Raw genomic sequence first — 20,984 nt, 5'->3', positions numbered from 1 at the left:
TTAGTCAATAGTTTTGAATATACGGTTATGTCTTAATGCTTTATAAAATGGTCGTTGAGGGTCAAAAGAAAAGCAGATAAATGACCCTTTTCCTATAATATGAGAATGTGGTACAGCTCCGAATATGCGAGAGTCTGTTGCTTTTTCTCTATTGTCTCCCATAATCCAATAATAAGGTTGAGTGAAGCGGGAATAGTATATTTTTTTACCGTTTTCGAACAAATGATTGCCTTTTTTAATAATATTGCGTCCTTCATGGATGACAAGAAGCGGATAAATTAAGTTTATATTTTCAGGTGTAATTTGCACCGGTTCATCAACACGAGGTAATATGATTGTAAAATTATTTCGCTTTAAGTGTATGGGAATAAGTATATTGTTGGTATTGTAAAAAGATTGTATTTGGGCGGCTTGATACTTTGGGAAAAAACGAATTCGGTTTTCTTTGATGGTTTCAAACCCTGGGTCTGCAATTTTTAATTGTTGTAATATATTTTGAAATTTATACTCTAAAGAATCTGGTATCAAGTATGATTCTTTTGCATGGGGGGGCTGTGCAATTTCTCTCCTGTTGATATAAAGATGCCCGTTATACATGCGCACAGTGTCTCCAGGTAGTCCGACACATCGGCCTATGGCAATTTTTCTCCTGTCTATAGGGATGGAAAGGTTTTTTGTATCCGGGCGGTTGAAGACAATAATATCATTTCGTTTTACTTCCTTTGGGAAAATACGGTAGTAGGGAAAATACGGGATTGAAGAATATGACTTCATCTTTGTTCCAGTAATGGAGTCTTGAAAGAAGGGGACAGCAATTGGGGTTTGAGGTAATCTTAACCCGTAGCTCCATTTATTTATAAATAAATTATCTCCACCTAATAAAGATTCTTCCATTTGGTTATGAGGAATGCGATATAGTTCAACCCATATATTTCTAATAAGCCATACAGTTATCAGAATCATGAGAATCAGTTTCCAATTGATTTTTATTCTTTTCTTCACAATTGTATTCCTGTATAGTCTGAGAGTTGATTATTCTCGTCCAACCGATTTGAAAAGACGATTGAAACGAATCCATCCATCAAACCATTTTCTATCCTTATCTAAGGACAACCATACGAACAATGGCTTACCAACAATATGATCTTCTGGAACAAATCCCCAAGAACGGCTGTCTGCCGAGTTGTCCCTATTATCTCCTAACATAATGTAGTAATCCATTTTAAAGGTATATTGATTAGTTTCTTTATCGTTGATATAAATTTTATCATTTTTGATAGCGAGACTATTACCTTCGTAATTTCTTATTACACGTTCGTATATAGGTAAATTTTCTAAAGTCAAGTTTAGTGTCGCATCCCGCTTGGGAATCCATATGGGACCATAGTCGGAACGAGTCCAATTTTCGTTATATCCTAAAGGATATGTTTCTCCTCCAAATTCACCCGGTTCTCCTTTTATTTGAGTAATAAAGTTATATCCTTTTACTTTGTTCAAAGCTTTTTGTGTTAAAGGTAATCGATAAACGGGATTGAAGCTTCCGTCAGCATTCGGCGTGAATCCAAGGTAGCTCAATATTTGATTGTAATTGGCGTCATCATTTATTAAATATCTGTCATCTACACTTACATCCAAGTCCCTGAAATTTTGTTCTCCTAATCGTACACCATTGGTCATAACATAATAGTTGAGTTGCATATTTTCAGGGTTTTTAAGTTTTTTCCCATCGATATAGACTTGATTATTGATGACTTGAAAAGTGTCGCCGGGCATTCCGATACATCGCTTTACATAATTTTCTCGACGGTCTACGGGCCGAAAAACTATCTCTCCAAATATATCTTTATTCCTGTTGACAACCTCTCGACCTTCTCGGTAACAAAGGGTATAATAATCTGGATTTTGTATTTTTAAGGCGACAGTATCTCCGGCTGGAAAGTTGAAAACGACAATGTCGTTACGTTGTACAGTACCAGTTCCTTTCAATCGGTGATAAGGCCATTGGGGTTTTTCAATATATGATTTTGTATTGATTATGGGAAGAGTATGTTGGGCAAGAGGGAAGGATAGGGGAGTGTTGGGGACACGAGGTCCGAAGCTTAGTTTGCTAACAAACAAATAGTCTCCCACCAATAAAGATTTTTCTAAAGAGGAAGAAGGTATTTTATAGTTTTGAAAGAAAAAGGTGTTGATAAGGTATACAGCAACTAAGGCATATAAGATAGCATCTACCCATTCCATTGTTTTTCTGAATGTTTTATTTTTGGATTTTCGCCAGAATCCCCAAGGTATATATCGGGTAAGATATATATCGACAAAAAGGATAAGTAGAAGCAATACGGTATAATTATTTAACCATATGGCAAATCCTACTAAAATTAATGAAGCCAAACCAAAACGTATCCACCGTGAAATAGGTATTCCGTGGAAAGGGCATTTCTTTGGGAGTTCCTGTTTTGATTTTATATTATTATTGGGTTGATTTTCCATTGTATCTGTTGTTTTTAATTAAAACTTAAGCATGTCTTGCATGGTCAAAAAACCTTTTTTACCACATGTAAATTCTGCTGCGATAACTGCACCGAGAGCGAAACCTTCCCGACTTTTTGCGTCGTGTGTAATTTTTATCGTATCTACATCCGATTCATAGATAACTGTATGTATTCCGGGAATTTCTCCTTCTCGTATGGATTTTATTTCTATTTCGTCATCTTTAGCATCTAGGTTTCCGGTCCATTTGTTTTTTCTTCCGATTGTTTTAATTATATCTTCTGCTAAAGTTATGGCTGTTCCGCTGGGTGCATCTAATTTATGAATATGGTGGGTTTCTTCTATTTTTACCTGATACGAGGGAAAGCCCTTCATTATTTTTGCTAAGTATTTGTTCACGGCAAAGAAAATATTCACTCCCAAACTGAAATTTGATGCGTAAAAGAATGTTGCGCCATTTTCGCACGCGTTTTTTATTTCCGGTAAGTGTTCGAGCCATCCAGTAGTTCCGGATACTACAGGAACATGGACCTCAAAAGCTTTGCGATAATTTTGTATTGCAACTGTAGGCATGGTAAACTCTATGGCGACATCCGCACTTTTGAAAGCTTCAGATGTAAAATCATTTTGGTTGTCGACATCGATAATACTTACAATTTCATGCCCTCTGGATAGGGCTATTTTTTCTATTGTACGGCCCATTTTGCCGTATCCTATCAGTGCTAATTTCATTTTTTACAAATTCTGTTTAAAAACATCAGTACCCTTCTTCTCAGATTCGAAGATATAGTTTATCTTGCAAATATAATGAAAGTCAATTGATTTTTCAGATATAAAAGGTTCATTTTATGGAAAAGCTGATGTATTATATTTGGTTGCATCGTTTATTTTCGGCAAAAGAATTGAAGACAACGGATGGGTTACGAGTACAAGTGATTGACCCTGGACGGCAAAATACAGATTCTGGACCGGATTTTTTTAATGCTAAAATTAAGATTGGAGAGAAATTGTGGGCAGGTAATGTAGAGATACATCAACGTTCATCTGATTGGTTGCGACATAATCACCAGCAGGATAAAGCATACGATTCTGTTATATTACATGTTGTGGAAAAAGCTGATTGTAAGATTTTTCGTATGAATGGGGAGCCTATTCCCCAACTTGAGATGGAGTGTTCTCCACGCTTTCGGGAGGATTATGTGCGTTTGGTGCAGCGTGATGCTTTTTTACCTTGTGGTCACCGTTTGGACGAATTGCCACCTCTTCTTTTGTCTGATTGGATAAGTGCTCTTTCTATTGAACGTTTGCAGCAGAAATCGGATCGTATATTGAACTGGTTGGACATGTATAAAGGTAGTTGGGAAGATGTCTGCTATATTACATTTTCCAGAACGTTAGGTTTTGGAACAAATAGTGATACATTTGAACGTTTGGCCCGCAGTTTGCCACTTCTATTTATGCAAAAACATGCTAATTCATTATTCCAGATTGAAGCTTTTCTTTTTGGACAAGCTGGTCTTTTAGAACGAGAGGCATGTGGGGATGATGTTTATTATAATCGCTTGTGTGATGAATATGCATTTTTAAAGAATAAATTTGGTTTGACTCCGATTAATGGTGACAGTTGGAAGTTTTTCCGATTACGGCCAGTAAATTTTCCTCATCAGCGGATTGCAATTCTTGCTCAAATTATACATCAAGGTTTTTCTTTATTTTCTCAGATTTGTGAGAGAAAGGAAGAGAAGGAATTTCGGGATATTTTTCATTTTCGATTGAGTGGATATTGGGATACCCATTATGCATTTGGGCAGCAATCTCCTTCTGTAATAAAAGTTTTAGGAAATACGGCAATTGATATAATCTTGATAAATACTGTGGCTCCATTGCTGTATAGTTATGGTATAAAAGTGGGTAGTGATTTATATTGTGACCGGGCTTTACTTCTTCTGGAGTCTTTACGTCCTGAAGAGAATATGATTATTCGTCAGTTTCGTGAGGCAGGAATTAAAGCTGGAAATGCATTAGAGAGTCAAGCTTTGATTCAATTACATAAAATATATTGTGATTCCCGTAAATGCCTTTATTGTCGTATAGGTCATAAACTATTATCTCAAATGGCACTGAAATAATGTTTTTTCATACCTTTGCCTGGATTTTCAAAAGATATTAAGGTAGAAAGTTATGACTAAGCAGGCGAGAAGTTTTGCTGCAGGGGGTACTGCATTTTCTGTTTTATTGGCTTTAGGTTTGAGCCATATGTTGAATGATACATTACAAACTCTTATTGCAGCTATTTATCCACTGATAAAACAATCATTGACTCTGTCGTTCTCTCAAATAGGACTAATAACATTGGTTTTTCAGTTTTCATCGTCGGTATTTCAGCCTGTAGTAGGATGGTATACAGATAAAAAACCACAACCTTATTCATTACCGGTAGGGATGACTTCTACTTTATGTGGATTATTTCTATTAGCTTTTTCAAATTCTTTGGGTATGGTGCTTATATCGGTTACATTAATAGGGATAGGTTCTTCTATTTTTCATCCGGAAGCATCACGTTTGGCATATTTGGCATCAGGAGGTCGGCCGGGTTTGGCTCAATCAATTTTTCAGGTAGGGGGGAATTTAGGGGGATCTTTAGGTCCATTGTTAGCAGCTTTAGTCATAGCACCGTTTGGGCAGAGAAATGTTGCATGGTTTACAGTCGTAGCTCTTTTATGTATTGGAGTAATGTTCCCTATCAGCCGTTGGTATAAACGAAATTTGTATTTTTTGCGCCAACGGGCAGCCAATAAAGTGAAAGAAGTAAACGCACATTTATCTCATCGTAAAATAGTATTTTCTTTATGCATTTTGTTGATACTCATTTTTTCAAAATATGTATATTTAGCCAGTATTAATAGTTATTATACTTTTTATTTGATCCATAAGTTCGGTATATCTGTACAAGCGTCACAATTTTATTTGTTTGCTTTTTTGTTTTCTGTCGCGGTAGGAACATTGGTTGGTGGCCCTATTGGAGATAAAGTGGGTCGAAAATATGTAATTTGGGTATCGATATTAGGGGCTGCACCTTTTACATTAGCAATGCCTTATATGGGATTGACGGGAACATGTATCATGAGTATATTCATCGGTTTGATTATTTCTTCTGCATTTTCCGCTATATTAGTTTATGCACAGGAGTTGTTGCCGGGAAAGGTTGGTATGATTGCCGGTCTATTCTTTGGTCTGGCATTTGGCATTGCCGGTATTGCATCTGCAGTCTTGGGTAACATTGCTGATGACAGAGGCATTGAATATGTGTATCATGTTTGTTCCTGGTTGCTCCTTATTGGTATTGTTACCGGTTTTCTTCCTAATTTAGGGAAGAGGAAATAGAGGGAATAAAAAAAGCTCAGAATATTTTTATATCTGAGCTTTTTATATTCTTATGTTAAAAGTAGATTTTATTGAATTAAGTCATATTTTTGGTCTATGCCCCGTTCGTTGATATTAATACCTTCTTTCATCCAACGTGGCTCTTTTGTTTCTTTTAGATAATAGTCAAAGAATTGTGTCATTCGTATAGTCCAGTCTCTTTGAGCACCTTCTCCTGAAAGAAAATGACCTTCATTTTTATAATTTAATAACCAAGCGGGTTTCCTTAGTCTGCGCATGGCCAGGTACAAGGCTCGTCCTTGTTCATAAGGAACGGCTTCATCAGCATCGCAGTGGTATATTAGCAGAGGGGTTTCTATCTTATCAGCATCTAATAAAGGTGAGTTTGCTAAATATTTATCTTTTGCTTCCCAAAGAGTTTTACCCATTCGACTTTGAGTTTCTTCATACATAAACATACGAGGCATACCACTGCCATTACGAATGCTTAAATATCCGGTAACCATATCAACTATCGGTGCTCCTATATTTGCACAAGCGAACATGTTTGTTTTTGTGACCAGATAAGCCGTTTGGAATCCAGACCAACTGTGCCCTTGTAAACCTATTTTCCCAGGAGTAGCAATCCCTTTATCAATTAGCATTTGTGTTCCACTTACTACTGCGTCGTAACAGCTTTTTCCGGGCATACCAATTGTAAAATGGATATCAGGTGTAAATACAATATAACCATTGCTTACGAAGGTTATAATATCGGCCATAGCGCTACTTAGTCCGGGAGTACGATAAACATAAGCATCGTTAGAATGTGTTTCATAAAATTGTACGAGTGTCGGATATTTTTTGGTTGAATCATAATTTTCGGGTAAGTAGAGTAATCCTTCGTTTTCTTTTCCTTCATAATTGGTCCATTTGACAACTTTTACCGTTCCCCATTTATATTCGCTCTGCTGTGGATTAGCATTTGTTATTCGTGTTGGGTTGGAAAAATCTATTTTGCTCCACCACAGGTCTCTAAACTCATCAATATTTTGACGTACCCATATACAATATTTCTTGTTTTCGGATATTTTATGAATGGAATATTGGTAAGGTCCATAGGTTAATTTCTTCAATTTCCCATTTTCGTTAAGGGAATAAATACCTTCTTCTTTAGTGATATGATTGAATAGTTTGACTAAAATATTTTCATTAGGGGAGAAAACTTTAGTATCAAAATTTGAGGTAATCTTACGTATAGACATTTTATTTTTACGCCCGTATTCTTGAGTGAAACATTCAGGCATGTCTTTCCCTGTCAAATCAATTTTCCACCAATCATATTCTCCGTATAATAAAACAGAATTACCGTCAGCCATCCATCCGGCTATTCCATATGATGGTGCTGGGGCAGGTTTATCATATAATTTATAGTACATTTGATCGCCTGTAGCAGTTGATATATCAGATACTTTTCCTGTTGTTCCATCTATTTTGTTCCAAATGTGATTTATAGGATCATACATGACTGCGTATTTGCCTTTAGGACCCCATTCTGGACGTTTTCGGTATTTTGTTCCGACGAGTTGCCGCTTTCCTGTAGATAAATCAGTTAAGTATATATCAAAAGGAGTATCATCTACCCACTCTTTGTCCTTTAGGTAAGGTCCATCATCAGTAGAGATGACAAAGCGGATATCGTCGCAGTCGTAAGGATAATATACATCGAATTTTGCAGGGGCGACCATGACCAATCTTTTATTTTCGGGGATGTAGATATATTTGTCGTATTCTTGTTTGTTGTACCGGCTTTTTCGTTGAGTTGTCGGTACTTCGTATTCATTCCAAGTCCATAATTCTAATTCAAAACTTGAATCAGAATTTTTATTTTTTTTCTTATTAACCGTATTTTGTTTATTCGTTGTTATAGGTTTAAGTTCGAGAGTAAAATACTTTTTATTATTGGCAAGATTAAGTTTATGTATCTCCATTCCAGCAGGAACAGGGATTTCTTTTTTATCTAATAATAAATTATATTTTTTATTTTTTAAGGAGAAGTTGTACCAGAGAGAATCTTCTCCTATATTGAATGAACCGGTGAGAGTCTTTTCTGAAAAATTGAAATGTTCAGGATACTTCTCATTTCCTTGATATAAAACTTTATATGGACCAGCTATAGGACCATAAAGGATTTGGTTTCCTTGTTGATGTTTTTGAATGAATATTATAGATTTATTGTGATTGTAAAAATTGTAACTTTTTATACTATCGATATGTAAAGAATCTCCAGTTTCTATATTTCGGATAATCAGACGATTAAATTGAGGTGTCCTTTTTACGGAGTCTTCCGGGATGTAAATTGTTGATGCTGAAAATACAGTCTGACCGACAGGAGATAGTGGTTCTATATATTGCCATTCTCTTGTTTTCTTATTTTTCAAAGACATTAACATAGTATGAGTATTACCTGTAGTGTCGGATGTTTCGTACATCAAATACCGGTCGTTGTATAAAAATATTACTTGATCGATATTAGGAATAGAATCGTATTGTTTCTTTTGTGTGTCATATAGATATAATTTCTTTTCGCTTTTTTGATTGTAGTCTTGTGGTGTGATATGGTAGGTTACCCAGCGTCCCGAAAAAGAAATATTGGGTGATTCTACACGTTTCCAACGTTTATAGGCATCTATTTCTAATGATTTTTTTTCAGCCTGACCAGATATATTACACAAGAAGGTCAAGCATATACCGTAAAGAATACCGCAAATAAAAGAGTTTTTGACCATCATTATTATTTGATTTTTTTATTATTTTTTACCCATATTTCTATGTTCCCGATAATGAGATTATCGGGAACATAGAAATATGGGTAAATTATTATGACAAATCATTTATATTTATTTTTGATTTCTGTAATCTTTTATTCCAGAGAACCAGTCGGCACTATTGTCGTCCATAAGATGACGAATGAAATGGAACCATAATTTGTGTTCGTAAAAAACATCATCGGCTGTGGTAAACCCATGTTTGCTGCCAGGTAGCACCATCATATCAAAATTTTTTCCTTCTTTTATCAGAGCATTTGCCATGCGGAAGGTATGTGCAGGATTTACATTGTTATCGATATCACCTGTTACAAGTAGCAGTCCTCCTTTATAATTTTTTGCCAATTGCATATTAGTTCCGACATTTACTTCCCATGAACTCTTTCCGGATATGGTATCAGGAATTTCAGTGACTCCATTGTGAACCTCGACAAACCATTTATTGTAGATAGTATTGTCATGGTTCCCTGCGGCAGATACTGCAGCTGAATAGAAATCCGGATATGTGCAGATAGCTGCTGTAGCCATAAATCCTCCACCTGAATGTCCGTATATCCCGACTTTTTTACCGTTGATGAATGAATACCTTTGGGCTAATTGTTCTATGGCGTATTTGTCGTCGGCTAAAGGATAATCTCGTAAGCGTCCGGAGCTGTATGTATGATATGCTTTTCCTCGCATTGGTGTTCCTCCTCTATGTCCGACGGATATCACAATGAAACCTAATTGTGCCAGACGGGTATTTCTGTCATGGATAAGAGAAAATTGTGTTGGGACAAATTCAAATTGAGGTCCGGGATATACATATGAGATAATCGGATAGCATTTGGTCGAATCAAAATCAAAAGGTTTCCACATGACTCCGTATAGGTCAGTAACTCCATCGGCAGACTTTACGCTAAAGCGCTCCGGAGCTTTCCATCCTGCTGCATAAACTCTCTTTAAATCTGGTTTAGGAAGTTCCATAATGATTTTTCCATGCTTGTTTCGGACTACAGGACAGGGAGCAAGGTCTACACGTTGGTAGTTATCTATAATGTAATTTCCTGATTTGGATACAAAAGAAGAAGCGTGGTGAGCATTTCCAGGAGTTAATAATTCGAGAGATTCCGGGTGGTCAATATTGACTTTATATAACATGTAATAATACGGGTCTACGTTTTTTTCTCTGCCTAAACCAAAAAAGTAGACGGTTCTTTTCAAAGTGTCAATTTTGTTGATTGGGCCGGCTACCCATGGTCCGGAAGTAACTGCGTGTTTGAAATTTCCTTCTCCATCATACAGGTAGAAATGTCCCCATCCGGTACGCTCAGATCGAAATAAAATGTCTTTTCCATCATTTAAGAAGGTAACATTTGCCATTTTAAAATCGATATAAGGTTTGTCGATTTCTTGTATTAAAGTTTTGACCTTTCCTGTTTCTGTATCCCCAACACATATCTCCACAGTATCAAATTTTCGATTGGTACGTTTAAAATAGATGCGTTTACCGTCTTCTGAAGGGTATAATACCTCGACATATTGGTCGTGCCATTTTTCAAGTTTTATATGGGTTATTTTGCGGGTTTCTACATCAATTACATCAAGATGTGTATAAAAACTTTCCGAATCGCCTGCCATGTCGTATTTATAGGTAATTAATTTAGGCCGAGGTCGTTCAAGAGAATTGATAACCCAAAAATCTTTTAGTTCTCGGTTATCGTCCCGTAAAGCAAATATTTTTTTTGAGTTTTTAAACCATTTGGCGATAGATGTTGTAGGGATCGTATCATCTTCCACCGGTTCGTAGGCATAAGTAAAATTCTTTTCTCCGTCGAAGGTTAATTGTATTTCTTTCCCATCACCACCTTTTTCTTTATTTTTTATCATAAAGAGATTATCCCCTTTAGAAAAGACAATATAAGTACTGTCTGGAGAAAATTGTTTCCAGCTTTCTATTCCTTTCCAAGGTTTGACAGTATCTATTTTATTGATTTGTTGAGTTTTTAGATTGTAACGATATTTGTTATTTTCGTGCTCGAATGTAAAAGAGTCCCCTTTTTTATTGAATTTTATATGGGAAATATTTAATTTTTTGTCATTAAATATTTCGCGACTTTCCTCATTGAGTTGCATGGCCACTGTTTGGGGATCGAAGAGCAGAGATAATTTTTTCTTTTTGGGGTCCACTAAATAGTATTTTGTCCCTTCATCGGTTGTGAATGAGTACCAGAATTTATCAGTATTATTTATAAATGTTGGTAAGCAAGAAAGGGAGTTATCTCCTAAATTCATTGCTCTAAGATTGCTCCATTTGTCAGCTAATTTAAAGTTGGGTTTTATTTTTTGTGCATAAGTGCCGTAAATGGAAGCCAGACACAAAAGCAGGAATACGAAATATTTTTTCATTGTTGATCAGTTTTTTATTCTTTAGTACAATCATTTATTTCACCCCAGGAGTCTGAGCGGTCGTCATGCAGAAGATATTTAGCAAAATAATTCCACATTTTATGTTCGAAAAATTTTTCAGAATCACCGGAGTATCCATGTCCACTACCAGGCAATACAATTAAGTCAAAATTCTTACCAGCTTTGATTAGTGCGTCAGCCATTCGATAAGTATTAGCTGGATGTACATTGTGGTCCATGTCTCCAGTTACCAATAGGAGATGTCCTTTGAGATTCTTGGCAATTTCCATATTTGTAGGAATTTTGCATGAGTAGGAATAATCTTTATGTTCTACTCCAACACTATCTTTTACTGTTTTTACAGTTTCTTTTACACCATGATAGCATTCGGCCCATCCACGGTTATATATATTATTGTCATGGTTTCCAGAACACGAGACTGCAGCTGTGTAGAAATCCGGGTATGTACAAATGGCTGCTGCGGCCATAAATCCTCCGCCTGAATGTCCGTATATCCCGACTTTTTTACCATTGATAAATGGATATTTTTGAGCCAGTTGTTCTATTGCTGCTTTGTCGTCGGCTAAGGGGTAGTCACGCATGTTTCCATAACCAAAGCGATGATATACCTTTCCCCGCATAGGAGAACCTCCACGATGTCCTACTGTAATAACAATAAATCCTAATTGTGCCATACGGGTACAATAGCTGTTGTCCAGTATAAATGCTGTTGGCACATATTCAAAATAAGGTCCTGGATATACACAAGAAATAATCGGATAACATTTAGTCGAATCGAAATCAGCGGGTTTCCACATTACGCCATAAAGATCAGTTATACCATCAGCTGCTTTTACCGTAAATCTTTCGGGCTTTCTCCAACCGGCTTCATATACTGGTTTGAGATCTGGTTTAGCCAATTCGAGAATAACCCTTCCATTATTATCTTTTAATACTATAGTAGGCTCCTTGTCTACTCTTGAATAAGTATCTATATAATATTTTTTTGATTTTAAGAATCGTGCGTTATGTTGTCCGTCTTCTGTACTTAATGGTGTTACACCTTCTTTATCTATATTTGCTTTATAAAGCATATAGTAATACGGATTTATCCCTTTTTCTTTACCATATCCATAGAGGTAAATTGTGCGAGCTAAAGTATCTATTTCGGCTATTTGGCCAGATACCCATGGCCCAGAAGTGATAGTGTTTTTCAAGTTACCATCTCCGTCATAATGATAATAATGTCCCCATCCCGTACGTTCGGAACGAAATAGGATATCTTTACCGTCATTCAAAATGGCGACACTACGAGCATGTGGGTCACGATATGGCTTGTCTTCTTCATGTATAATTTCTTTTACTTTTAGAGTAGATGTGTTTACAGAACATATATCAACTTCGTCCCAAGTCCTTTTGGTACGTTCGAAAAAAATTTCTCCTTTTTTTGTATCTGTCAGAGGCATAATATACTGATCAGGCCATTTTTCTAAGTCTACTTTTTCTAACTTTTTCTTTTCGATATCTCCAATCCAAAGTTCAAATTGAGTAAGATTTTCTTCACCGGGCATTTCGTATCGGTATGTTTTTAATGTTGGGCGTTTGGTCAAGGAATTTATGACCCACATATCTTTTAGCTTTCGTGTGTCTTCTCGTATAATATAGATATGTTTGGAGTCTTTGCACCACCGAGCATTTGTTGCAACTTCTTTTTCTTTTTCGTCGTTTTCAGAATTACGTGCATACGAATAGTAACGTTCTCCGTCAGTTGTCAATTGTATTTCAGTTGTATCTATTCCCATTTTCTTATTTCCTTTGATATAAAGATTATGGTTCTTAGCATACATGATGTATTTTTCGTCTGGGGAGAAATTCATCCATGAGAAAATGATGTCATCATCTGCCTGTTTTTCTTCTTCTACTATAGCTGAAACTTTTTTGGACTTACGGTTGTATTCATATTTTTTCCCTCGTCTTTCGAAAGTAATAGAAGAAAGGTCTTTAGAGAATTTAATATCTGAGATTTTAAGATCGAATGGGGAAATGACATCTCGAGTGATTAAACTTATACCTTCAGCTATGTCAGCGTTGTTAAAAAGTAGACTTTTTTCTTTTTTATCAGGGTCTACAAAGTAGTATTTAGTACCTTCTGACGTAGTAAAGTCAAACCAAAATTTGTCTGAGTCGTTGATTGGGTTAGGTGTTATAGTCAGACTCATTTTACTTAAGGGTTTGCCCAAAGAAAATTGTCTGAATTTTTCAGCAAGTTGGTAATTTGCTTTTTGCTGGGCAGAAGTTATCGTTGATGACGATAACAGTATAAGCAACAATATACAGATTTTTAGTTTCATAGTTAAGTTTTGTGTGTTGTTGTCAAATGATAATTACATCGGGTATGATTAATTATGCCCGATGTAATTGATTGGAATTATTAATAGGCTTAGTTTATACTATAAGAGACTGTATTTGAAAGTTTCCCAAATTTGTATAATACATCAATTATTTTTCCAAAATTACTGTCTACAGTATTTTCATTCGGGTACAACTGTTTCAAGGTTGCGGTTCCAGTCGGAACTTTATTCTTGTCTTTCTCTTCGATAACCTCGTAAATGTAGAACTCTCCGGTAGTCAATCCTATACCTATATGTCCGTTATACTCGGGTTTAGAACCACTATAAGGATATTTAGCAATATCTTTATATGAAATAGAAGCTATTTCGGAAGGGAAGTCCTTTAGCTTCAGTCCAGTACCGTTACTTCCAGCTTCAAAAGGGCAATACCATAATTGGTTACCATTTGCAATCATCATAAATTTTTTATGAGGGAAAGCCACAGCATCTTTGTAATTCGTGAACATTGAGGAAGAAACTACCTTCATATTATCTGCCTTGATGTTTATTTTTTCGTTACCATAAGCGAGTTCCAAGGTAAAATCCCTAAACCAGTATTGTCCCCCCTTTTCTAAAATAGCTACCCAGTTGCAAGGCTTAGATTCCCCAATAACATGTGGAAATATATTTATAATATTATAAGAAATATTCTTAAATTGCGGATTACTAGCGTCCGTTTCCGTTATTGGAACTTGATTCCCATTTTGCCGGTTAGAACTCATATTCATCGTTGGATCATAAGGTTCGGAAGAACTGTTTGCTTGACCATCATCTACAATACCTACTAATGAATTATCATCTTTGGTTAAAGCTAAGAAATATTTTGCTTTTGAAGTAGCTTTATTTGTTGCATATATTTCTTTGAATACCTGCCCTCCAAAAAGAGGATCACTCATGTATTTTCCTGCGTGGAAATCATTGATAGCAGCTTTTGTATTGAAGTATAAGCGACCTTCTTTATCACGAATACATTTGGAAGTATAAGTCATTACAGCATTTTCGGGTTCACAGTCTGCCGGCATTCCGTCCATAAATTCTTCCTCAGTGTATATTTCTCTTGTGAAAGAGTTTCCGTTTAGTTCTACCCATTTGTTTTTTTGCATTACAATGACTTCGTCATTTAATACTACACTATTGCCGAAATTGTAATAGTCTACGTAATTGAAATTTTCCAATAACTTCTGAGGACCACTACCTAATCCTGGCACAAAATCATGGTCTTCTCCTACATAATAGATAGAGTCATTACCACTTTCGTTGGTCGCTATTTTCATTTTTACAAATGAAAGTTGAGAACTACCATCGGCTCCTTCTGATAAAATCATCCATCCTTTAGCGTATGCTGATTGTACGTTGATTCTGGTATTTGCCGAGAACTTAACTCCGGTTTTATTATCGACAATAGTAAAAGTTACTTCATAAATTCCGATGACATCCGACGAAAAACGATAGGTTGGAGTAGTGACGTCCGTTTTGATTCCGTTAATGTACCATTCGTAACTGACATCAGGGTTTATGCTGTCAATAGTGAACGTAAATGTTGGAGCCAAAAGGAGCTCTTCTCCCTGAAACGGAGAGTATTCACTGTCAAAATTCCGAATAGTTTCACCGTTTTCGTCTTCTTTTAGTCCATTGATTTCTATATAATTGAAGTCGTTATCATCTAAACAACTTGTTATTGTCCCAGCTGTTATAACCAGAACAATCCATAATATTATCTTTTTCATATCTTTCATATTTTATCCGGCTACAGGAACTTGCATTGCTTCATTGTTTTCTTCATCCCATAGGGGAACGAGTCCATTTTTTATATTTTCAGGATCTTCATTGAATTCTTTAATTGTATTTTTTAATCTTAGAGAATATTTACGAAGGATATAAGTATCTTTTCCATCGAATTCTACCCCGTCTTTTTGTAATTCTTCCAAGAACATCAGATATTTTTTATCGGAATAGGAACCCAAATAAAATGCTTCAGCTATATTATACATGTCTCTGAAGTTGAAAACAGTCCACCACTCAGGTTTGAATATGCGGTCGGTTACGGAAATAATAGCAATTGAGTTTTCCCGGTTGCCTCTTTTTATCGTTTCTGTTTCGTTTACCCGTAATCCTAAAAACATATTTTTTGTTTTCAACTCATCAAAATTGATAAAATGCACCGTTATGGTATCGGTAAATTGCCCGGCTTTGATAATGCATTTTTCTGGCAAAATATATTTGTCAGAAGGTAATGTTGTCACCGTAGGGTCTGCGCTTACATTGAATACCAAATCCTCATGGTTGACTTTTCCATTTACCGTAACTCCTATTTTTATATCGATTTCTTTGGCACCGCCATCTTCCGGTTCTTTAAACAAAACGAATGATGTGACAGTGGTGTCTTTGGTAGCATCCAAAGCAAAAGACACGTAAGAGATTTGGTTATCGTTAGTTAATAAGTCTTTCTCTTCACAAGAATAAAGAGAAGCTATTAATCCTAATATGAATATTATTTTTTTCATTATTTCTATGGTTTATTCTTTAATTAAGATTTGTTTCCGAATCAGGCAAAGGCATTACATAATTCTCATTAGTAGGAGATACATTGGTAGTCGATGTTTTAGGTATAGGCTGATTTAGGCGTTTGTACATAAAGAATATTTGTCCTTCGCCTATAAATTCTCGTCGGGCATCATTCACTATCAGTTTTATGAAATCGTCTTTGCTATTGACTGTTGAGTAATCTAAAGCTTCCAGTCCACGAGCCTCTTTTACAATGTCGAGATATGATTGGGCTTCATCCGGATTTTTATCATAAATAGATTCCGCTGCGATATAATACATTTCTGATAGGCGCAGTGCCGGGATGAGATTATTGTTTGTTCTGGAAACTATGGAACTAAGCCCTTGCTTATAATATTTCAATGTTCGGTAACTATAATATACTTCTTCCATTTGATATTTAGAACGATAATCATCTTCTAAATCTTCTCCAAAAATAGATTCTACATTATTAATTGCAATAAATGTTTTCTCATAATCTTCTTTTGAGTCATTTATGTGATTGGCCTCTTGGTCCCAATCGGTTAAGTCCGTATTATAAAAAGCCAGGATTACATCTCCATATAATTTCATATTACCGTCATATTCGATATCATAATAATCTGAAAAAGCGAAATTGCTTTTTTTCTTGATGACTTTCATTGCTTCGGTATATGCTTCATCATATTTTTGGGCATATAGATATGCTCGAGCTAAGATTCCTGTGATGGCATAATAATTCATACGATATCCTCGACTGTTGAGAAATCGTTCTTCTCCTGAAGCTATGTTTTCAAATCTGCTGGAAGTACTGAACCCTGAGTTTTTATCTACTATTTGCATAATGGACTGAGCTTCTTTCAGGTCTCTAATAATTAGACTTAAGCATTCTTCGACTGTCTTACGATTGCTTATATATGATGGGTATACATCAACGTAAGGAATATATACATTTGTAGGGTGTGTCGAAGGTGCCGGAGCATATAGTCGTAATAAGTCGAGATGGATATATGCCCGAAGGGCGATTGCTTCTCCGAGAATCATATTTTTTTCTCGATTTCGTCCGTAAAATAGAGTACTGTCTTTGGTTTGAACATTTTGAATGATGTTATTGCAATTGGCTATGGAATTCCATGCTTTTTCCCACATAGCATCTGTGACAGAGACAACGTCATTATCTTTGTATTTGTAGTCTAATAACCGTTTCATATCCTTAGTTGAAGCATCTGAGGCAACAGTCAGGTCGTATACTTGGCCTAAGGATTCGATGATGCCCCAAGAGAGATTGCGTCCATATAATTCTCTCATCGATAATTGCCGGTACACACCATTAAGAGCATTGCGAAAACCATTACCAGTTTTGAAAAGTTCTTCTTCTTTAATTTGGTCAGAAGGAATTACATTGAGCCAGTCGTCGCAGGAGCTTAACAGAGTACTTCCTAATAAACCGGCAATAATAAAGATTTTATTTATTTTCATCTTGTTTCCTTAATTTTAAAATTGAACTTTAACAGCAAAGTTTATATCCCAAGCTTTTGGATAGTCAAGACCTCTTTCTCTTTTTACTGTAGATATGTAGAAAAGGTCGTTTGTACTGATTTCGAGCCTTAGCATGTTCATGTGCATTTTTTGTATCCATTTGCGCTCAAAATCATAACTTAATGTAAGAGCGCTCATATTCAGAAGGTTATTTGTCTGGACAAAACGGGAAGAAGGTAGTGTTGTTGCATTACGATCTTTAATATCCTTTAATTGAGTGATATCGCCCGGTTTTTGCCAGCGATCTGTCAATACACGGAGGTCAACATTCGAATATGCTATATCGGCATTTTCGACATTATCAACCAATGTCTGGTTATATGCCTGTCCGCCACATTCATATAGGAATGAAGCAAAGAGGGTCCAGTTTCTATAACCTAAATTGAATCCGAATGAGCCTTGTACTTTGGGTTCTGTATTTCCTAATACGACTTGTTGAGAAGCTTGCCATGTCGAGGAAACGGAACCGTCACGATTGAGGAAAAGTTCTTTTCCTGTAGTAGGATCTATACCCAAAGATTGAACTCCCCATATAGAAGTAATAGAACCTCCTTCGGCATATTGAGGAATGGGGATAGCATATTTACTATCACTGCTTGCATTTACTGTATTTTGGTATTGTTCTGCTTCAGCGTAGTATTTTTGCACTCGTTCATTATATGCTTTCTGTGAATCTGAAATTTTTAGGATTTTATTTTTGTTATGGGATAAATTTCCCCATAAAGCCAAATTCCAATTTTTCGTTTGTACGATATCTCCGCGTATTTGGAATTCCACACCTTTGTTTTCAACTTCACCAAGGTTATTTTTGTAAGTGCTGAATCCGGAAGTTGTAGATAAGGTAACATCATTGATGAGGTCAATCGTTTTTTCATAGAAATAATCACCTGTAATGGTCAATCTTTGATTGAAAAATTGGAAGTCAAAACCAACATCGAATTTATCTGTTTTTTCCCAAGAAAGATTTCTATTTCCCAGAGCTTTCAATGTTACTCCATATCCGGTAACGTACCATTCGTCAAACATAGCTTCATACATTGTGGTCGCTGCGTATGGTGCAAAATTGACTTTACCAGTTCTACCATAGGAGCCCCGGATTTTTAATTGATTTATATATCGGTTCCCTTTCAGAAACTCGTAATTATGGATGTTAAGACCTATACCTCCAGAAAAGAACGGTGCCCATTTCTGGTTAGACCCAAATTCCGAAGAGCCGTCAAAACGGACGGCTGCATCTAATAAATAGATATTGTCATAGGTATAGTTTAGACTTCCTATTGTACTGAATAGCCGAGTCGTATTTTCTGATTTTGTTGGCTTTTTATAGATTTCAGCAGCATAATTTAATGAGTGAAATTCTCCCGACGGGAAACCTCTATAATGTGCACTTGTACTACTTGTATTTGTTGACGAGGCCTCTACACCTAAAGAGAAATTTAGGTTATGTTTTTTGAGAGTTCGGGTATAGTATAAGAAAGCATTTGTATTCCATCTGAGATCATCTCCTTTATCTGTATATAAATCTCCTGCCAGGTGTTCATCTTCAGAACTTCCTAATACTGATACTTTATTAGATAGAGGGTCGATAAACTTCTCTCCTTTAATAAATTGTTTGGTGATACTGAATTGTCCTTTAATGGTCCAGTAAGAATTTATATACCAGTTGAAGCTTAGATTATCAAGAAATTCATCGTAGCTGTCCCAATCATAATTATGTAATGTTGCTTCATAAAGGGGGTTATTCGCTGTTCGGTTTCCAGAAGTAGAGAAGGGGAGAGTCTTTTTTAGCGTCCCGTTGTCTTCATACGGTGTATCATAAGGTTGCAATTTGGAATAATCACTGAATGCTCCGTAAGGAGATTCTTGAGATTTCATATGTCCGTAAGATACGTAATTTTTTACTTGAAGATTACTCAACCGATAGTCGATTGAAAACCCAAAACTGTACCGATTACGATAAGAATCTTTCATTACTCCATTATCGTTATTGTAGGAGGCATCGATGCCATAACGCAGATCTTGATTTCCACCTTCGATATATAAACTATGCTTGTGATTAAATGCATTACGTAAAGGTAAAGACAACCAGTCTGTATCTACTCCTTTTACGATTTGAGCATATTTTTCATAGTATTTGTTCATACCGTCAGCGTGAGAAGGCACAGAATTAATTGTATTTCCCGGTTCGAATAGTCCACTAAGTCTTTCTATTTCGAGTTTTTCGGCGGCGTTTGCTAAACGGTAGTCTGACAAATCGGGCATGGATAAGGTCCCTGTAAAATTGTATGATACTCTTACTTCTCCTGGTTGAGGTGCAACTGTTGTAATAACGACAACTCCATTAGCGGCACGAGACCCGTACATAGCTGTAGCTGCAGCATCTTTTAAGATGGTAATACTTTCTATACGGGATGGATCGAGGTCATAAACTTTTTCTACGCTTACTTGGAATCCGTCCATAATAAAAGTCGGGAGATTCGGATTATTTTGTAGGTTAGACTTTGTAAGAGGGTCCTTGTCCAATTCCTTTATTCCGATTCCTGATCGTCCACGGATATACATTTCCGGTAAAGAGTTCGGGTCAGAGCCCCATTGGTCATTCGTTTGTATACGGAATGACGGGTCAAATGTCTGTAAGGCACTTATGACATTTGTGGGTGAAACTTTCATCAATTCGTCTCTTTTTACGGTTGTGGAACTACCTGTAAAACTGGATTTTCGAATGTTTCCATAACCCGTGATGACAACCTCTTGCGTGGTGTGTTCGTCTGCTTCCATCAGGATGTTATAATATGAACCTCCATGTACAGATATAGTCTGTTTTTTCATACCGAGAAAGGATACGGTAATAGCTAAGTTTTCATGTCCGTTAAGGGATAAAGAAAAGTGTCCGTTGGCGTCGGTAGAAGTACCTCTGACAGAACCGACTAATAAGATTGTGGCTCCAGGTAGAGGACGCCCTTCCGGGTCTCTTACGATTCCTTGTATCGATCCAGATGGAACATTTTTGTTGCTTGTCTTTTTACGTATTATAATTGTATTTTCTGTATATTCATACATGAGGTTTGTCCCTTTTAAGCAAATATCTAATACTTGTTTGATGGTAGCATTGCTTAAATTATAATTTTTACGAGGAAGATTGGCAACATCATCGTTACTATACATGAAACTGACATTTGCCTGTTTCTTTATAGCGGAAAATACTTGCTTGATAGATGCATTTTGTAGTTGTAGATTGATTTTTGCATCTTGGTTTATGGCCGCATTCGCGGGAATAGTCATAGTTATCAATATGACTATGAAGGCTATTTTGTGAAGTAGCCGAATACATAATTTACTCATAGCGCATTACTTTTCTTTACATGGAATCTGTTTAGTTACTTTTTTAATTAAGCATAATAGATCTTCATACATTTAATTTTCATCATTAATCATAGGCTGTTAATTAATACAATTAGAATAC

General features: G+C 36.1%; 12 protein-coding genes. 2 read left to right on the top strand and 10 right to left on the bottom strand.

Features of this window, described 5'->3' with window-relative positions; all coding sequences use genetic code 11:
- Genes lepB (Cop2CBH44_RS11280) through dapB form a run of 3 tightly spaced genes read right to left on the bottom strand, consistent with a single transcriptional unit; the run spans position 1 to position 3,222 of the window.
- Positions 1-1,002 (bottom strand): signal peptidase I, encoded by a 1,002-nt coding sequence (gene lepB / locus Cop2CBH44_RS11280; protein WP_200754824.1) that lies wholly within the window; start codon positions 1,000-1,002, stop codon positions 1-3.
- A gap of 30 nt (positions 1,003-1,032) precedes the next feature.
- Positions 1,033-2,490: a signal peptidase I gene (lepB, locus tag Cop2CBH44_RS11275; protein ID WP_021931719.1), complete on the bottom strand. Its 1,458-nt coding sequence runs from the start codon at positions 2,488-2,490 to the stop codon at positions 1,033-1,035.
- Between the two features lie 18 nt (positions 2,491-2,508).
- Positions 2,509-3,222, bottom strand: a complete 714-nt coding sequence (gene dapB / locus Cop2CBH44_RS11270; protein WP_021931720.1) for a 4-hydroxy-tetrahydrodipicolinate reductase — start codon at positions 3,220-3,222, stop codon at positions 2,509-2,511.
- A 116-nt stretch (positions 3,223-3,338) separates the two neighbouring features.
- On the opposite strand from dapB, the gene Cop2CBH44_RS11265 reads away from it, so the two are divergent.
- Positions 3,339-4,619, top strand: coding sequence for a DUF2851 family protein (locus Cop2CBH44_RS11265; RefSeq protein WP_021931721.1), 1,281 nt, complete (start codon positions 3,339-3,341; stop codon positions 4,617-4,619).
- A 52-nt stretch (positions 4,620-4,671) separates the two neighbouring features.
- Positions 4,672-5,874 (top strand): MFS transporter, encoded by a 1,203-nt coding sequence (locus tag Cop2CBH44_RS11260; RefSeq protein WP_200754823.1) that lies wholly within the window; start codon positions 4,672-4,674, stop codon positions 5,872-5,874.
- Between the two features lie 68 nt (positions 5,875-5,942).
- Here Cop2CBH44_RS11260 and Cop2CBH44_RS11255 read toward each other — a convergent pair whose 3' ends face one another.
- The 7 genes from Cop2CBH44_RS11255 to Cop2CBH44_RS11225 form a co-directional block, all read right to left on the bottom strand.
- Positions 5,943-8,645, bottom strand: coding sequence for a S9 family peptidase (locus Cop2CBH44_RS11255; RefSeq protein WP_021931723.1), 2,703 nt, complete (start codon positions 8,643-8,645; stop codon positions 5,943-5,945).
- A gap of 108 nt (positions 8,646-8,753) precedes the next feature.
- The gene (locus tag Cop2CBH44_RS11250; protein WP_200754822.1) at positions 8,754-11,069 is read right to left on the bottom strand and encodes a S9 family peptidase; all 2,316 of its coding nucleotides are present in this window, start codon (positions 11,067-11,069) and stop codon (positions 8,754-8,756) included.
- Between the two features lie 14 nt (positions 11,070-11,083).
- Positions 11,084-13,420 (bottom strand): S9 family peptidase, encoded by a 2,337-nt coding sequence (locus tag Cop2CBH44_RS11245; RefSeq protein ID WP_021931725.1) that lies wholly within the window; start codon positions 13,418-13,420, stop codon positions 11,084-11,086.
- A gap of 89 nt (positions 13,421-13,509) precedes the next feature.
- Entirely contained in the window at positions 13,510-15,186 is a 1,677-nt protein-coding gene (locus Cop2CBH44_RS11240; RefSeq protein WP_200754821.1) for a PKD-like family lipoprotein, read from the bottom strand.
- Positions 15,187-15,198: 12 nt separating this feature from the next.
- Complete coding sequence (locus Cop2CBH44_RS11235; RefSeq protein WP_200754820.1) at positions 15,199-15,963, bottom strand: DUF4843 domain-containing protein; 765 nt, start codon at positions 15,961-15,963, stop codon at positions 15,199-15,201.
- A gap of 19 nt (positions 15,964-15,982) precedes the next feature.
- Positions 15,983-17,461, bottom strand: coding sequence for a RagB/SusD family nutrient uptake outer membrane protein (locus Cop2CBH44_RS11230; protein ID WP_200754819.1), 1,479 nt, complete (start codon positions 17,459-17,461; stop codon positions 15,983-15,985).
- A gap of 15 nt (positions 17,462-17,476) precedes the next feature.
- A complete protein-coding gene (locus Cop2CBH44_RS11225; protein WP_021931729.1) occupies positions 17,477-20,863 on the bottom strand; it encodes a SusC/RagA family TonB-linked outer membrane protein in 3,387 nt (1,128 codons plus the stop codon).
- Positions 20,864-20,984: the final 121 nt, after the last annotated feature.

It is taken from the genome of Coprobacter secundus subsp. similis (assembly GCF_015097275.1).
In the GTDB taxonomy this organism is placed as follows: Bacteria; Bacteroidota; Bacteroidia; order Bacteroidales; family Coprobacteraceae; genus Coprobacter; species Coprobacter secundus.
Note: the sequence above shows the minus strand (reverse complement) of the source record. Positions and strands in the feature narration are given on the sequence as shown.

Coding starts and splice junctions, on each gene's coding strand:
- Cop2CBH44_RS11225 (WP_021931729.1), bottom strand. CDS start 20,863: ATGAGTAAATTATGTATTCGGCTACTTCACAAAATAGCCTTCATAGTC.
- Cop2CBH44_RS11245 (WP_021931725.1), bottom strand. CDS start 13,420: ATGAAACTAAAAATCTGTATATTGTTGCTTATACTGTTATCGTCATCA.
- Cop2CBH44_RS11255 (WP_021931723.1), bottom strand. CDS start 8,645: ATGATGGTCAAAAACTCTTTTATTTGCGGTATTCTTTACGGTATATGC.
- Cop2CBH44_RS11240 (WP_200754821.1), bottom strand. CDS start 15,186: ATGAAAAAGATAATATTATGGATTGTTCTGGTTATAACAGCTGGGACA.
- Cop2CBH44_RS11235 (WP_200754820.1), bottom strand. CDS start 15,963: ATGAAAAAAATAATATTCATATTAGGATTAATAGCTTCTCTTTATTCT.
- Cop2CBH44_RS11265 (WP_021931721.1), top strand. CDS start 3,339: ATGGAAAAGCTGATGTATTATATTTGGTTGCATCGTTTATTTTCGGCA.
- Cop2CBH44_RS11250 (WP_200754822.1), bottom strand. CDS start 11,069: ATGAAAAAATATTTCGTATTCCTGCTTTTGTGTCTGGCTTCCATTTAC.
- dapB (WP_021931720.1), bottom strand. CDS start 3,222: ATGAAATTAGCACTGATAGGATACGGCAAAATGGGCCGTACAATAGAA.
- Cop2CBH44_RS11260 (WP_200754823.1), top strand. CDS start 4,672: ATGACTAAGCAGGCGAGAAGTTTTGCTGCAGGGGGTACTGCATTTTCT.
- lepB (WP_021931719.1), bottom strand. CDS start 2,490: ATGGAAAATCAACCCAATAATAATATAAAATCAAAACAGGAACTCCCA.
- Cop2CBH44_RS11230 (WP_200754819.1), bottom strand. CDS start 17,461: ATGAAAATAAATAAAATCTTTATTATTGCCGGTTTATTAGGAAGTACT.